At 39.3% G+C, this 14058-nt stretch carries 12 protein-coding genes, 1 tRNA gene and 2 pseudogenes; 6 read left to right on the forward strand and 9 right to left on the reverse strand.

What is annotated here, in order from left to right; all coding sequences use genetic code 11:
- Positions 1–112 precede the first annotated feature (112 nt).
- Positions 113–967 carry a dihydropteroate synthase gene (gene folP / locus LXF01_RS04765; protein ID WP_218954978.1) on the forward strand — a complete coding sequence of 285 codons (855 nt, stop codon included), beginning with the start codon at positions 113–115 and terminating at the stop codon, positions 965–967.
- 87 nt (positions 968–1054) lie between these two features.
- Positions 1055–1369 carry a DUF5713 family protein gene (locus LXF01_RS04770; protein ID WP_078191338.1) on the forward strand — a complete coding sequence of 105 codons (315 nt, stop codon included), beginning with the start codon at positions 1055–1057 and terminating at the stop codon, positions 1367–1369.
- A gap of 61 nt (positions 1370–1430) precedes the next feature.
- Here LXF01_RS04770 and LXF01_RS04775 read toward each other — a convergent pair whose 3' ends face one another.
- The 3 genes from LXF01_RS04775 to LXF01_RS04785 all read right to left on the reverse strand — a co-directional run bounded on the left by LXF01_RS04775 (position 1431) and on the right by LXF01_RS04785 (position 3178).
- Complete coding sequence (locus tag LXF01_RS04775) at positions 1431–2099, reverse strand: hypothetical protein (RefSeq protein ID WP_233945093.1); 669 nt, start codon at positions 2097–2099, stop codon at positions 1431–1433.
- Between the two features lie 88 nt (positions 2100–2187).
- A tRNA-Leu gene (locus LXF01_RS04780) sits at positions 2188–2273 on the reverse strand.
- 170 nt (positions 2274–2443) lie between these two features.
- Positions 2444–3178 carry a hypothetical protein gene (locus LXF01_RS04785; RefSeq protein ID WP_233945094.1) on the reverse strand — a complete coding sequence of 245 codons (735 nt, stop codon included), beginning with the start codon at positions 3176–3178 and terminating at the stop codon, positions 2444–2446.
- Positions 3179–3373: 195 nt separating this feature from the next.
- Here LXF01_RS04785 and LXF01_RS04790 point away from each other — a divergent pair, with 195 nt between their 5' ends.
- Positions 3374–3880, forward strand: coding sequence for a hypothetical protein (locus tag LXF01_RS04790; RefSeq protein WP_078191335.1), 507 nt, complete (start codon positions 3374–3376; stop codon positions 3878–3880).
- A 93-nt stretch (positions 3881–3973) separates the two neighbouring features.
- On the opposite strand, the gene LXF01_RS04795 is transcribed toward LXF01_RS04790, so the two are convergent.
- The 4 genes from LXF01_RS04795 to LXF01_RS04810 form a co-directional block, all read right to left on the reverse strand.
- Positions 3974–5314 (reverse strand): CitMHS family transporter, encoded by a 1341-nt coding sequence (locus tag LXF01_RS04795; protein ID WP_233945095.1) that lies wholly within the window; start codon positions 5312–5314, stop codon positions 3974–3976.
- A gap of 265 nt (positions 5315–5579) precedes the next feature.
- On the reverse strand, positions 5580–5858 hold the full coding sequence (locus tag LXF01_RS04800) for a hypothetical protein (protein ID WP_078191333.1): 279 nt from the start codon (positions 5856–5858) through the stop codon (positions 5580–5582).
- A gap of 54 nt (positions 5859–5912) precedes the next feature.
- Entirely contained in the window at positions 5913–7241 is a 1329-nt protein-coding gene (locus tag LXF01_RS04805; protein WP_233945096.1) for a hemolysin family protein, read from the reverse strand.
- Between the two features lie 129 nt (positions 7242–7370).
- A complete protein-coding gene (locus tag LXF01_RS04810) occupies positions 7371–8363 on the reverse strand; it encodes a LysR family transcriptional regulator (protein ID WP_078191331.1) in 993 nt (330 codons plus the stop codon).
- A gap of 683 nt (positions 8364–9046) precedes the next feature.
- Between LXF01_RS04810 and LXF01_RS04815 the strand changes: the two genes are divergently transcribed.
- Positions 9047–10651, forward strand: coding sequence for an isocitrate lyase (locus LXF01_RS04815; RefSeq protein ID WP_078192152.1), 1605 nt, complete (start codon positions 9047–9049; stop codon positions 10649–10651).
- Between the two features lie 140 nt (positions 10652–10791).
- Here the strand turns inward: LXF01_RS04815 and LXF01_RS04820 are convergent, their stop codons facing one another.
- Complete coding sequence (locus LXF01_RS04820) at positions 10792–11166, reverse strand: diacylglycerol kinase (RefSeq protein ID WP_078192151.1); 375 nt, start codon at positions 11164–11166, stop codon at positions 10792–10794.
- Positions 11167–11538: 372 nt separating this feature from the next.
- Between LXF01_RS04820 and LXF01_RS04825 the strand changes: the two are divergent.
- Both LXF01_RS04825 and LXF01_RS04830 read left to right on the forward strand, forming a co-directional pair.
- Positions 11539–12318 (forward strand): annotated as a pseudogene (locus LXF01_RS04825) (MBL fold metallo-hydrolase); the annotation flags it as partial.
- 90 nt (positions 12319–12408) lie between these two features.
- Positions 12409–12627, forward strand: a pseudogene (locus LXF01_RS04830) (hypothetical protein); the annotation flags it as partial.
- Positions 12628–12683: 56 nt separating this feature from the next.
- On the opposite strand, the gene LXF01_RS04835 reads toward LXF01_RS04830, so the two are convergent.
- Positions 12684–13871 (reverse strand): glycerophosphodiester phosphodiesterase, encoded by a 1188-nt coding sequence (locus tag LXF01_RS04835; protein ID WP_233945097.1) that lies wholly within the window; start codon positions 13869–13871, stop codon positions 12684–12686.
- Positions 13872–14058 lie beyond the last annotated feature (187 nt).

A 14058-nucleotide genomic window follows, 5' to 3' on the forward strand; every position in this document is an offset into this window, starting at 1 on the left:
AAATTTAAAACCACCTTCGGGTGGTTTTTTTATATGAAAATAAATGCATGTGAACGAAATGCTGAGCAAACTTAGCGTTAAAATAAGCGCAGCAAAATCTGGGATGTGTACTATGAAGTTGGTGTCTTTGCCTAATAAAATTTTAAACTGTGGTAATTTGCAATTAGATTTGTCAGAGCCACATGTGATGGGAATTTTAAATGTCACACCGGACTCTTTCAGTGATGGTGGCAAACACAATGGTAAAGACCAAGCTATAGCACATGCCTTACAAATGATAGTGGATGGCGCGACAGTGATTGATGTCGGTGGTGAGTCAACACGTCCGGGTGCATCTGTTGTTGAGGTTGAAGAAGAAATTCGACGGGTCGTACCCGTCGTTGAAGCCTTATCTAAACACAATGTAGTGATTTCTATCGATACCTCACAGCCTGAGGTGATTGAGGCAGCGGTTCAGGCAGGTGCGCATATCTGGAATGATGTACGTGCATTAACTCGGCCGAATGCCTTAGAAACCGCTGCAAAACTGGATATTCCAGTGATCATTATGCATATGCGTGGCGAACCTACCACGATGAATAATCTAGATCAGTATCAAGATGTCGTGGCTGATGTAATCGATGAATTAAAGCAACGTGTGCAAGATGCATTAGATGCAGGTGTGCGTGCAGAAAACATTATAATTGATCCGGGTTTTGGTTTTGCTAAAAATGCGCAGCAAAACTTAAAGCTTTTACAGCAATTCTATCAATTGAATGACATGGGCTATCCGATCCTGTCGGCATTATCTCGTAAGCGTTTTATCGGTGAAGCACTTGGCGGTGCAGATGCACAAAATCGCGCTGTAGGCTCGGTTGCAGCGCATCTACTCAGCATTCAACAAGGTGCATGTATGGTTCGCGCACATGACGTCAAAGCAACAGTAGATGCGATACGTGTTTGGCAAGCCATGCAGAATGCAGACTGATTTGAAAATACTAAATCCCAATAAATTTGGTGAATTGTAGTATTTGTGTTATATAAGCGCCCTGAATGTTTTGTGATAGAGTTTCGTATGTTTGCAGATTTACTGCTACCCATGTTTGATGATGAATATTACCCAGATGTGTTGGTTGCAGAGGTGAAGTTATTGGTTGTTCAATTTGCGAAGAAAATTGCAAAAGCAGATTTAAGTTCAACTGATATCTACCATTTTGCCAATGAAACGGTTGCACAGCTCAATAAGATGAAACCTCAATTTGAAGATTTAGATTCGTCTTTGGATGATACGGCTGCAGATTATATTGCAGAAGCCATGATGATGGTGCTGCAAGATGAAGGCCATATGGATATTGAAATGGAAGAGTTGGTTGCTAACCGAGAATGGTAATTGAACTTTAAAAAAAGCCCTGTAGTGACAGGGCTTTTTTGTGTTTAGGGATTTAAAAAAGTCATTGAGCATTGTCTAAAAAATCTTTAAATGATGATTTGATCGATGCTGATAGTTTTTGTTCTTCATGCATGGCTTGTAAATGTAGGGCGTAGAAATACGTTTGATGCTCTTTTTGTTTTAAGGATTGTTGATAAGACCAATATGCCAGTTGGCGAAGCTTTTGTAGTTTTACCCGTTCAATGGCGCTGCTTTCAGGTTTATAAAATAATTCAGTAAATACACATAAAAACAGACTGAAAAAAAGTCCACAGAGACTGATGAGGTTTAATACATCTGTTTGTAGATACTTAAAGTTTATAGCAAGGAGAAGTGTGAATCCCCCAAGGAGATACAGCTGTATTTGCAGACGTTGAACTGCGGACTTACTGCTAAAACGAGCTTGATAATGTGCATACCAAACATAGCAATAGATGCATGGAAGAATAATCAGTAAACCAAGATTAAACGCCATTTTTGGGTCGTGAATTGAAAGTGCCGTTGAAAGTATATGCCCAAGTACAGCGCTGCCAAGAGAGATTAAAAGTATCAGACAAAAGCTAAAGATTAAAACGGGTGCAATGGGCGTGAGATTGATGATTTTAAAATGCGCAAACAGCAACCGTTGATAAAAGGCATCGGGATGCTTGAGTTGTAGTGCAGGGAAATCAAAATCTGAAGGTATTGGCATTGAATAATAATAGATTTATAAATTTTAGGCATAAAAAAACCAGCAAATTGCTGGATCTTTTATTGCACCAATCTTAGAAGTATAAGAATGGTGCCCGAGGCCAGACTCGAACTGGCACGCTTTGTGGGCGGGGGATTTTAAATCCCCTGTGTCTACCGATTTCACCACTCGGGCATGTGCGCAATAATAGAGGACGAAATGAAGCTTGGCAAGTGTATTTGATGGTGTTTGTTTTAAAATCAATCAATTCATGCATATAAGTTGAAAATATTCAAAAATAGTTATGTATTGAATGATTTTTTGAGCAGTAATTGAAAGTTTTTTTGCACTATATCAATGCTAACTTATTTCATTAGCTCATCAAGATAATGTTCAACATTTTGGTGCTTTAGCTTTTTACACAGCTGATTTTCCTGGTGCAGCATTTGTATGTGTAAATTTTGGAAATGGGTAAAGCGCTCAGATAACTGTTTATGATTTGCTTGATTTGGATTGCTGAGTGTCAAACGAAATTTGGCTTTAAGTATTTGTTTATACGACCAATAAGCAATACGACGTGTCTCTTGCAGAAAATAGTATTCTTGGGTGTTACTTCCACCTTTGAATAGATTTTCTTTATAAAAACGCACAAAGCCGAAACTCATGGCGAAAAAGAACAATACAGATTGAACAAAGGTGCTTTGTAAAAAGGCGATATTGAGTAACTGTAATAAAATTACAATCGCAAGTCTGAACGGCGTATTCTTCAAACTTTGATACAGTGACATTGAACTGTGCTTGATTTGCTTGATGACTAAGGGTACAACCAGCATGAAAAACAGCATAATACTCAGTACAGCAATACCATGAGCTCGAAACTCACTCATATCAGGAAAATACAGTTGCACTGCATGACCAATACTCATGCTCAAAGAAATAAAAATCATCGCCGCCAAAACCCAAGGAATAAGTTCTTTGAGTTCGTCTAAAATGCCTTGAGTTTTCAGTTGGCTATAAAATAAATAATTATGTTTAAAGGCTGCTGGATATTGCTGTTTCAGTTGTTGAAGGTAAAGTGCAGCCTGTTTCTTTTGAGCCATATTGTGACGTTAGTATTAAAGCGTGAAAGTAATATAGTTGATTTCGATATTTTTGACAGAATTTTTTTCTAAATCATGTTGTATATCTGAACATTATAAGAGAAAACGCAATTTCTATAGCGAAGGTCGCAGTTTTCAAGCTACTTTTATGCGAAAATACATACTTATTGAATATTAAGTTTTTATAGGCAGTTTATGACTGATCACTCTCCTGAAACATTAAGCGATATCGAAATTCTAGACATTCTTCAGTCGATGAAATCAGATGTTTTAAATACTGAAGCAAATGAAGTGATTCGTAGTGGGGGAAAAGCTGGTCGTCAAGAAGCACACAAACAAGCTTTGGTGAAATTAAATCAAGCATTTGAAGATAAATTTGTTGAAGCTGTGACTCTGGCTTTAGGCTTAAATGAAGGCCAAAGTAAAAAAATTCGCTATAAGAAAGACCGTATCCGTATTTTGAAAGTTCGTGGTATCGATTATTTAGCGATTGATGGTGCTGAAACTGCACAAGTATTGTCACAAGTTGCACAAGCAATTGTACGTGAAGACGCAACGGTGACTCATGACCTGCATAATATTTTCCCATTTTGGAAAGAAGGATGGCCAATGGTGCAATTCGACAATGTCTATAAAATTTTAGAAGATGACATTCGTATTCATTATGAAGCAGTTCTAGAAGCATTAATTTCAAAGCATTAATCGCTACAAATGAACCTGTGAGTGTAAAGCACTGGCTAGTTCTATTGTTAAGCATAAAAAAGCACCTGATGGTGCTTTTTTATCTTTAAAATTTTAAGTTAAGCTCGAATAAAACGGAAACATCCCAAAGATCAGGCCTGCTGCTAACATGACAAAACACGTGATTACAGCCCAGATAATGGTAAATTTCTGATGTTGTCCAAACTCGATACCTGCAAGTCCACAGAGTAAATAGGTCGATGGGACAAGCGGAGAGAGTAGGTGTACAGGTTGCCCTACGATGGAGGCACGTGCCATTTCTACAGGTGCAATTCCATAATGAGCGGCAGCATCGGAAAGAATCGGCAAAACCCCAAAATAGAAAGCATCATTTGACATAAAGAAAGTCATCGGCATACTGATCACAGCGGTGATTGGTACTAAATACGGACCCATACTTTGAGGGATAATCGCCACAAGCTCTTTTGACATGGCTTCTACCATGCCTGTTCCAGCTAAAATTCCGGTAAAAATACCTGCAGCAAAAATGATGCCGACCACGTTTAAAGCACTACCTGCATGATGTGCGATTAACTTTTTCTGCAAGTCGACATTTTTGTAGTTGACGACTAGTGCAATACACAAAGCCACCATGAATAAAATAGGCATGGGTAAAATACTAAAAACCAGACAAATCATCAGAACGACGGTTAACAGTGCATTAAACCAACGTAGATCTGCGCGGTTGGCTTCTGGATTATCTGAGATTTGAATGTTTTCACCATGGCTGATATCCAATTGGACAATTCCTAGACGCTTTCTTTCCATGCGACCATACATCGTTCCTAAGAAGTACAACCAGCCGATGGCAAATAACATCGGTAAAACCATCGGAACAAATACATCACTTGGGTCGACATGAAGTGCGCTGGCGGCGCGGGCTGTAGGCCCACCCCATGGCGTAAGGTTCATAATGCCGCTAGAGAGCATAATCAAACATGCCATAATCAATGGGCTCATACCTAAGCGCTTATAGAGTGGCAGCATGGCAGCAACACAGATCATATAGGTTGTAGAACCATCTCCATCCAAAGAGACAATTAACGTCAGGGTAATGGTTCCAAGAACGACTTTTAAGGGATCACCTTTGACCATTTTTAAAATAAATTTCACCGAAGGGTCGAACAAACCTGTATCAATCATGATGGCAAAATACAGAATCGCAAAAAGCAGCATGATGCCAGTCGGTGCAAGTTTTTTTACACCTTCAATCATCATGTCGCCAATTTCATTTATTTGTATGTGTGACAAGCTGTCAAAATAAAAACCATGTAACCACGCAATCAAGGCAAAAAGTAAGGGAATTAAAGTCAGTGCGACAAGTGGGCTTAAGCGTTTCGACATGATCAAATACATAAAGCACAAGATCATGCCCAAACCGAGTACGGTTAACATGGTTCATTCCTTTGAAATATAAAGCTGTTTTTAAATCCAAGGGCAGAGCATAAAGAGAAATTTCATCAGTCAAAACAAAGGTGAGAAAATGTGAAATACATCACTATTTTGATGAAAAATAGTCATTAATAATGAAGGTATTAGGGAAGCGGGATTTTTTGATTTATTTTAATTTTTATTCAAAAAAGTGGTCTGTTTACATATATTCAACATCTGTAGAGAACTGTAAGTGCGTTTAGATCCAGTTTGATCACAATAAGTGCGCTTAAGCAAAAATAGACAGTAGCGTCCGAATCGGCCAACTAAAAAATCGGAACCAAAAAATTAAGGGATTATAAAAGAACAGACCAAAACGCATGGTTTCGTCATATTGTTGTCTGCCACGTTCATAAGGATAAGGCGTTAAAAACCAAGCAGTGACGATCAGTGCAACACCGAGCAATAGAAATAAAGGTTGTGGATGAGCTTTGAAAAAATAATAGATTAGATAAGCCCCAGTATAAAAACTAAAGCAAGTCAAAATAGCTTTAAGTGAAAAAGACATCTTCGTATTCCATCGGATTTATATTTTATTGTTTTAGAAAAAAGAAGAATCGAATTAATCCGATTCTTCTGTTGTATCAAGTTCAGTTTCAGCCTGTTGTAAGCGGGTCACTAATAATTGGTCAATTTTAAAGTGGTCTACATCCACAACTTCAAATTTGTAGCCATGATAAGCAACAAAGTCAGCTGGACGTGGAATTTTACGCAGTTTAAACATCATAAAGCCCGCAAGGGTTTCATAGTTTTCTTCATCGGGCATTTCATCTAAAGCGAGGGCATGCTTTAAATCTTCAATTGGTGTACTGCCATCGATAAGCCAAGAATCTGCATCACGTTTAATAATTTGTTGTTCTGCTTCAATCGGTGTTACCCAGTCACCCATCACGGTAATCATAATGTCGGAGAGGGTAATAACGCCGACAACTAACGCGTATTCGTTAATTACTACGGCAAATTTTTCTTTGGTTGAACGAAAGCGATCGAGTAATTCAGACAGTGTTAATGTATCTGGAATCGTGAGGACATTACGAATAGTATTTTCATTGAGCTGTAGAAGTGACTGATTGTTGAGGATACGAACCAAAATATCTTTGGCATCCACATAGCCAATCACGTCATCAATATTTTCACTACAGACCAAAAACTTCGAATATGGAAATTCAGCGAGTTTTTGACGAATACTGGCTTCTGATTCTTTGAGGGTAAAGTACACCACGTTTTCACGTGTAGTCATACTTGAAGGGACGTTACGTTCTTCCAGCTCAAATACGTTTTCAATAAAGTGGTGTTCTTGCTTTTGTAGTACACCAGCTTGAGCACCGGCATCCATCACGGCTGAAATGTCGTCAAAGGTAATATTGTCATCACGTGTTGTATTCACTTTGAATAAACGAAACAACAAATTGGCAATGGCATTAATCACCCACGCCATTGGCTTACACACCTTAATAAAGATTTGAATCGGGTCAACAACAGCAACGGCAATTTTTTCAGGTGCGATCATCGCCAAACGTTTTGGCATCAAATCAGCAAATAGAATGAATAAGGATGTGACTAAAGTAAACGACAGGGTGAAACCGATAGTTTCAGTCCACGGGCCCTGATAAAAACGAGTGACTAAGCTAATGAAATAAGGACGAAATGCACCCTCACCCAAAATACCGCCAAGAATTGCCACGGCATTTAAGCCAATTTGCGATGCAGCGAAAAAGTCTGCTGAGTTGGCTTGTAAGTCAAGCACACGTTGTGCACGTGAATCTCCAGATTCAGCCAAAATTTTAAGTTTTACTTTTCGTGCACCCGCAAGGGCAATTTCTGTTAATGAAAGAAAACCCGCACCGACGATCAGGAGAATAATAATGACTATATTTTGGAAAAGGCTCACGAATACACCTGTTTGTGATTCATTCTATTTTTCTGTATTTCTAACACAAAAATGGGCAAGGTAGTAGTCTTAACTACTACCTATATAGTGACAGTATACGTTTGAATTAATAAGGAATTAAAGAATTAATTACTGATACTGTGAAAACTGAGAGTTATTCATTAAGTATTCGCGGTTTTCTTCTTCAATCATTTGACGTGCAACATACAATATAAGTTGACGTAACCAGCGATGAGCAGGGTGATGATGAAGTAATGGACACCAAGCCATTTTTAATTCAAATTCAGGAATATAGAATGGTGGATCGCGAAGTAATAGGTTTTGACTTTTGGCTTGAAGGCGAGCGATACGGCTTGGCAGAGTCGCAACCAAATCAACATTCGAGGCCAATAAGCCAGGCATTTGATAATGACGAGTAAAAACTGAAATTTTACGTTTTTGGCCAATACGTTCTAGAGCCTGATCAATCCAACCTAGACCCGCTTGTTTTTCAGGATTGACACCAAAACCGACACCCATACCTGTTTTAGATACCCAAATGTGTTGTGCATCTAGATAGCTCTTCAGGTTTAAATTATTTGCAGCAGGATGCTTGGCATTTAAAAGGCATGAAAAACTGTCACGCCAAACCAAAACTTGGTGGAAACTTTGCGGAATTTCATTAAAGCGGTTAATCGCCAAGTCGACTTTACCTTGTTCCATATCTCGATAAGACACATCACTAGGCGTTAAAAAATCGAGAACCACATTGGGTGCTTCTGAGCGCAAAGCTTTTACTAGGCGCGGCACCAGTGTTGCTTCAGCATAATCTGAAGTCATGATGCGGAAGACACGATTTGAGGTGTAAGGGCGGAACTCGGTACGGGGTTCCAAAATCATCGAAAGGTCAGAAAGTGCATCACGGATACGTGGCTGTAATTCAAGCGCACGTTCTGTAGGTGTCATACCTTCTGAAGAACGAATAAGAAGTGGATCATTAAATAAGTTGCGTAGACGACGTAAAATATTACTCATCGCGGGCTGAGTTACACCCAGTTGCTCGGCAGCACGAGTCACATTTTTTTCACGAAGAAGTACATCAAGATAAATTAATAGATTGAGATCGACCCGCTCCAGATTCATAAAATAAATACCGACAATAAAATCATGAAATTTATCTGATTATGCCATAACTACTAAGGCTTGTGTAAAAAATGGATGAAAAAATGACGTGTACTTTTGTACTAAAATTCGGCAGTTTTAAGACAAATTTGTTGAAGTCCCAGCGCATATTTCTTAAATACTTATTACCTTTTTAGACCGATATTTTTAAATAAATATAATAAAAATACGGAGCAATTTTGATTATGCGAAGTGATGTTCATAAAACTCAAAAGTAAGATGAAATATCTCATTTACATGATCATTTGAGGACGGAATAACCATGCATTTAGTTTGGTAAGTTTGGGCAAAAATGGCGTAAAAAATGCTGTTTTTTTTAAAAGTGAATGCTCAGTCGACTTAAGTCTAATGAAGAATAATTCATCAAAATGTTTGAAAAATAGACAAAAAAATTAGCAAAATATATTAATAAAAACATTTAAAAACAAATACCTATAAATGTTGATTAATTATTATAATACGACTTTAATCTACATATTTTTTAAATAAATACTGAAAATTAATGCAGAATATTGGATTAATTTTTTTAGTCAATCTACTCTGTGTCTATCGCAACGAAGTGTTCTAAATCTGAACAATCATTCGAGGGTATGATTTTAGCCTTACGTTGCAGAAAAATCCTAATATTATTACAGGAACATATCATGTCTACATACTTAACAGCGATTGATGCAATCCGTGAATTAAAAGCAAAATTCGGAAGCACTTGGCGCGATATTAGCCCAGAAGATGCTGCACGTATGCAAATGCAAAACCGTTTCAAAACTGGTTTAGACATTGCGAAATATACAGCTGCAATTATGCGTCGTGATATGGCTGCTTATGATGCTGATTCTAGCAAATACACTCAATCATTAGGTTGCTGGCACGGTTTTATCGCACAACAAAAAATGATTGCGAACAAAAAATACTTCGGTACAACTGAACGTCGTTATATCTACCTTTCTGGTTGGATGGTTGCAGCTCTTCGTTCAGAATTCGGTCCACTTCCTGACCAATCTATGCACGAAAAAACTTCAGTTCCTGCATTGATCGAAGAAATCTACACTTTCCTTCGCCAAGCTGATGCGAAAGAATTAAACGACTTATTCCGTGCGCTTAAAAAAGCAAACGAAGCAGGTGATACTGCTAAAGCTGCAGAAATCACTGCTCAAATCGACAACTTCCAAACTCACGTTGTGCCAATTATTGCGGACATCGACGCTGGTTTCGGTAACGAAGAAGCGACTTACTTACTAGCTAAGAAAATGATCGAAGCGGGTGCTTGTGCACTACAAATCGAAAACCAAGTATCTGACGCTAAACAATGTGGTCACCAAGCTGGTAAAGTTACAGTTCCACACGAAGACTTCATCGCGAAAATCCACGCTCTTCGCTATGCATTCTTAGAAATGGGTCTTGATGACGGTATCATCGTTGCTCGTACTGACTCTGAAGGCGCTGACTTGACTCAAAAAATCCCAGTGGTTAAAGAGCCAGGCGACATCGCTTCTCAATACATCAGCTATTTAGACACAACTGAAATTGACATTTCAGAAGCTCAAGAAGACGAAATCCTAATCAAGCGTAACGGTAAACTTCACCGTCCAAAACGTCTTGCTTCTGGCTTGTACCAGTTCCGTCCAGACACGCAAATCGACCGCGTTGTACTTGACTGTGTATCTAGCCTTCAAAATGGTGCTGACCTTCTTTGGATCGAAACTGCGACTCCAAACGTTGAAGAAATTGCTCACATGGTTAACCGTGTACGTGAAGTTGTTCCAAATGCGAAACTTGTTTATAACAACTCTCCATCATTCAACTGGACATTAAACTTCCGTCAACAAGCGTACGATCGTTGGGTTGCTGAAGGTAAAGACGTATCTGCATACGACCGCGCTAAATTAATGAGCGCTGAGTACGATAACTCTGAATTAGCTGCTGAAGCTGACGAAAAAGTTCGTACATTCCAAGCAGATGCTTCTCGTGAAGCGGGTGTGTTCCATCACTTAATTACACTTCCGACTTACCACACAGCTGCACTTTCTACACATGAACTTGCTCAAGGTTACTTCGGTTCTGAAGGTATGTTGGCTTATGTTGCAGGCGTACAACGTAAAGAAATCCGCGGTGGTATTGCATGTGTGAAACACCAAGCAATGGCTGGTTCAGACATCGGTGATGACCACAAAGAAATCTTCGCTGGTGACAACGCGCTTAAAGCGGGTGACGATGCGAAAAACACAATGAACCAATTCGCTGCTCACTAAGCATTGAACTGATTCGAAAAAAAGCCCAGCGAAAGCTGGGTTTTTTTATGGCTTTAAAATCTTCTTAAATCCATTTCTTGAAGTGTGTCGATATAAAAAAGCAGGGCATAACCCTGCAAATATAATGAGACACCCTTTATTTAAGGCAAAAGGATAATTAACCAAGTAAAAAAAATAATTGCTAAAGCAACAAATTGAGCTGCACTTCCCATATCTTTGGCAATTTTAGAAAGTGGATGCTTGTCTAAAGATACCCGGTCGACCACGGCTTCAATAGCAGAATTGAATAACTCAACAATTAAGGCAAATAAACACACCACTACCATAAGGACATGTTCAACACGACTCACATCGAGTAAGCAACTGGTGGGAATAAGCACAATATTCATCCAGACAATTTGTCGAAATGCAGCTTCATTTTGATAAGCAGCTTTGAATCCGTCGAGGGAATATTGTGTTGCATTAAAAATTCGTTTAAGTCCAGATTTACCTTTAAACGGGGAAATTTCACTCATAGTACTGTACAGACGTATAGATTTAAAAACTGGCGAAAATATAGCATGCCAAGCTTAAAGTTTTCTTGCATTCAGCTTTTATTTTATTAGGCCTAAAAGTTTAGGATGATTTACATGTGCCTGTATCAAGTTAGTGCTATGTTTATCCAGTATGAGACTTAAAATTTGCCTGAATTTCAGGCACAATACAGACGTTTAAAATTTTTAATTTTGAAGCATTTGCTTCATTGCATGAAATAATAAAAGTGATATAGGTCAACAATGAAAAACTTTAGTTTTGCTGTGCTTGCAGCAACACTTTTAACCAGCCAGTTTGTCTGTGCAGAGCCGGCAGTTATTCAAACGGAAATCAAAACGAATGTGACACAGCCCATGGGATTTTATCCTTTCCAAGTGGGTGCATATAAAGTCATTGCTTTAAAAGATGGGACACTCGAATTAAGTCCTGATTTATTTAAACAAAATTTAACTCCAGAAGAAGTCAGTGCTTTATTCCAAAAGCTTGCGGTTGATCAGAGCAAAGGCATACAAACCAGTGTCAATGCCTACCTGATTGATGATGGACAAGGCGGCATCAGTCTTGTCGATAGTGGTGCAGCCAGTTGTTTTGGTCCGAACTTAGGTTCTATTGCACAAAATATTGAAGCAGCTGGCTATAAGCTTAATCGCGTACGCAGTGTTTTCTTAACCCATTTACATCCTGATCATGCATGTGGCATTGCGAAACAAGGTAAGGCTGTGTTTCCAAATGCAACGGTCTACGTCAATGAGCAAGAAAGTCAGTATTGGTTAAGTGAAAATACCGTCGACACTTTGGCTGCTGAAAAACGTGAAGGTTATTTAGCGACCGTTGCAAAAATTAAAGCTGCGATTGCGCCTTATCAAACTATGCGAAGTTTTAAGACCTTTAGCGTTGGTTCGGTGATTAATGGCTTAGAAGTACTACCGAGTGTTGGGCATACACCAGGGCATTATTCTTTTATCTTAAAGTCGCAAGCTAAAAGTTTTGCTATCCTCGGGGATGTGGTTCATTCGTATCATTTACAGTTTGAACAACCCAAGTTATCTGTTGATTTTGATGTCGATCCGGTCAAAGCCAGTGAAACTCGTTTAGCAATTTTTAAACGTTTTGCTCAAGAGCAAACCTTCGTTGCATTTGCACATTTACCATTTCCGGGTATTGGTAAAATTAGTGAAATGAATGATGGTCAGTTCAGTTGGAACCCGCTAAATTTAGCTCCGACAGCTCCGACAGCTCCGACAGCTCCGACAGCTCCGACAGCTCCGACAGCTCCGACAGCTCCGACAGCTCCGACAGCTCCGACAGCTCCGACAGCTCCGACAGCTCCGACAGCTCCGACAGCTCCGACAGCTCCGACAGCTCCGACAGCTCCGACAGCTCCAGCACCTCAGCCAGTGGCAACGCAGTCAGCCGCAGAATATTTGGCAAACCCGCTTTAAGGTTTCCATTGAACAATAAAAAAGACGCCTCGGCGTCTTTTTTCATTTTAGGAAAACTAGGGCTTTTGCAGTTGTGTTAAGGTTTTGCGTGCCAGTCCCGGATCATCTGCAAATACACCATCTACACCAGCTTTATAGAAGTTTTCAAATTCTTTAGCCGCACCGGTATCACAACGTTCGGTTGCCACTGAGCTACATTTTAAATAGTCAGGTAAAAAACCATTTTCAGGTCTGAGCGTATAAGGATGGACTTTCAAACCAGCAGCATGGGCATCTTTGACAAAACTGGTTTGTTTAAACTCAGTGTTTGAAAAGATATACGTTTTACTAGGACCCACACCATCTGCATATTTTGCCACTGATTTTAGGCCTTCTGCAGTGGCTAAACTTGCATAATTTTGAGGTGAGCTTTGTTGCTGTAAGTCACCCGGTATGGCAGTTGGGCTATCTAATAATTGAATAATTTTGCCATGTTTGAGGGTTTTCTTTTGCGTGAGTTGATCACGTAAGTACTTCAGATTGGTGGTTTCAAAGGATTGTAAATATACAGGTGCGATATCACGTGTATAACCGTATTTGGCAAGCGTTGTGAGTAAGCGATCTTCCATGGCTAGATTTTGCTGTTGGAAAAATGTTGGGTGCTTGGTTTCAATATATAAACCAACAATTTTCCCAGTTTTTTTATAGTGAGCGTCGGCAAGTTCAATGATTTGTTCGAGCGTTGGGATGCTGTATTGATCATTATATTGAGTGTTATTAGGGCGATATTGAGCAATACGCTCACGTGCTTTTACATTTTGAGTCAGTTCATTCAAATTAAAGTCTTCCGTAAACCATCCTGTATAGTCGATACCATCGATTTTTTTGGTGGTTTTTCGATCCGCAAATTGTGACAGCGTACTAATATTGGTTGTCCCTGAAATTTCACTTTCATGGCGCGCAACCAGATAGCCATCCTTGGTTGGCACTAAATCGGGTTCGATAAAATCCGCACCATCATCAATCGCTTTTTGATATGCGGCAAGAGTATGCTCAGGTCGCAAAGCACTGGCACCACGATGCCCAACAATGACAAAACCTGTATCAGGCAAAATAGGGGGCTTGGTGACATGGGTTTTATCGTCATCCGAATTACATGCAGATAAACCAAAAACGCTAAAAAGGAGCAGTGAAGACACGCCCCATGAGGATTTCACTTTGCTAGTTATGGCTAGATTTAACTGTTTTGTTAATTGTTTTTGCATGGCTGCCTCTGCATCTTTTTATATAAATGAATGATGTTGCAGGCATACATTGCAGGGCAGTGGCTAAGACTTGATGACAGAAGCGGTTTTGTCACATAAATTTACTAAAATAGCTGAAGTGGAGGCTCTCCATATTTTCTACATATTTCGCTTCAAGCAAGGTTTTTATGTAGTCTAAGCTTGTAAT

Source organism: Acinetobacter sp. SH20PTE14, from assembly GCF_021391555.1.
In the GTDB taxonomy this organism is placed as follows: domain Bacteria; phylum Pseudomonadota; class Gammaproteobacteria; order Pseudomonadales; family Moraxellaceae; genus Acinetobacter; species Acinetobacter amyesii.

What these genes read in the sequence shown, in the direction of transcription:
- folP (WP_218954978.1), top strand. Translation starts at nt 113, where the DNA reads ATGAAGTTGGTGTCTTTGCCTAATAAAATTTTAAACTGTGGTAATTTG.
- LXF01_RS04770 (WP_078191338.1), top strand. Translation starts at nt 1,055, where the DNA reads ATGTTTGCAGATTTACTGCTACCCATGTTTGATGATGAATATTACCCA.
- LXF01_RS04775 (WP_233945093.1), bottom strand. Translation starts at nt 2,099, where the DNA reads ATGCCAATACCTTCAGATTTTGATTTCCCTGCACTACAACTCAAGCAT.
- LXF01_RS04785 (WP_233945094.1), bottom strand. Translation starts at nt 3,178, where the DNA reads ATGGCTCAAAAGAAACAGGCTGCACTTTACCTTCAACAACTGAAACAG.
- LXF01_RS04790 (WP_078191335.1), top strand. Translation starts at nt 3,374, where the DNA reads ATGACTGATCACTCTCCTGAAACATTAAGCGATATCGAAATTCTAGAC.
- LXF01_RS04795 (WP_233945095.1), bottom strand. Translation starts at nt 5,314, where the DNA reads ATGTTAACCGTACTCGGTTTGGGCATGATCTTGTGCTTTATGTATTTG.
- LXF01_RS04800 (WP_078191333.1), bottom strand. Translation starts at nt 5,858, where the DNA reads ATGTCTTTTTCACTTAAAGCTATTTTGACTTGCTTTAGTTTTTATACT.
- LXF01_RS04810 (WP_078191331.1), bottom strand. Translation starts at nt 8,363, where the DNA reads ATGAATCTGGAGCGGGTCGATCTCAATCTATTAATTTATCTTGATGTA.
- LXF01_RS04815 (WP_078192152.1), top strand. Translation starts at nt 9,047, where the DNA reads ATGTCTACATACTTAACAGCGATTGATGCAATCCGTGAATTAAAAGCA.
- LXF01_RS04820 (WP_078192151.1), bottom strand. Translation starts at nt 11,166, where the DNA reads ATGAGTGAAATTTCCCCGTTTAAAGGTAAATCTGGACTTAAACGAATT.
- LXF01_RS04835 (WP_233945097.1), bottom strand. Translation starts at nt 13,871, where the DNA reads ATGCAAAAACAATTAACAAAACAGTTAAATCTAGCCATAACTAGCAAA.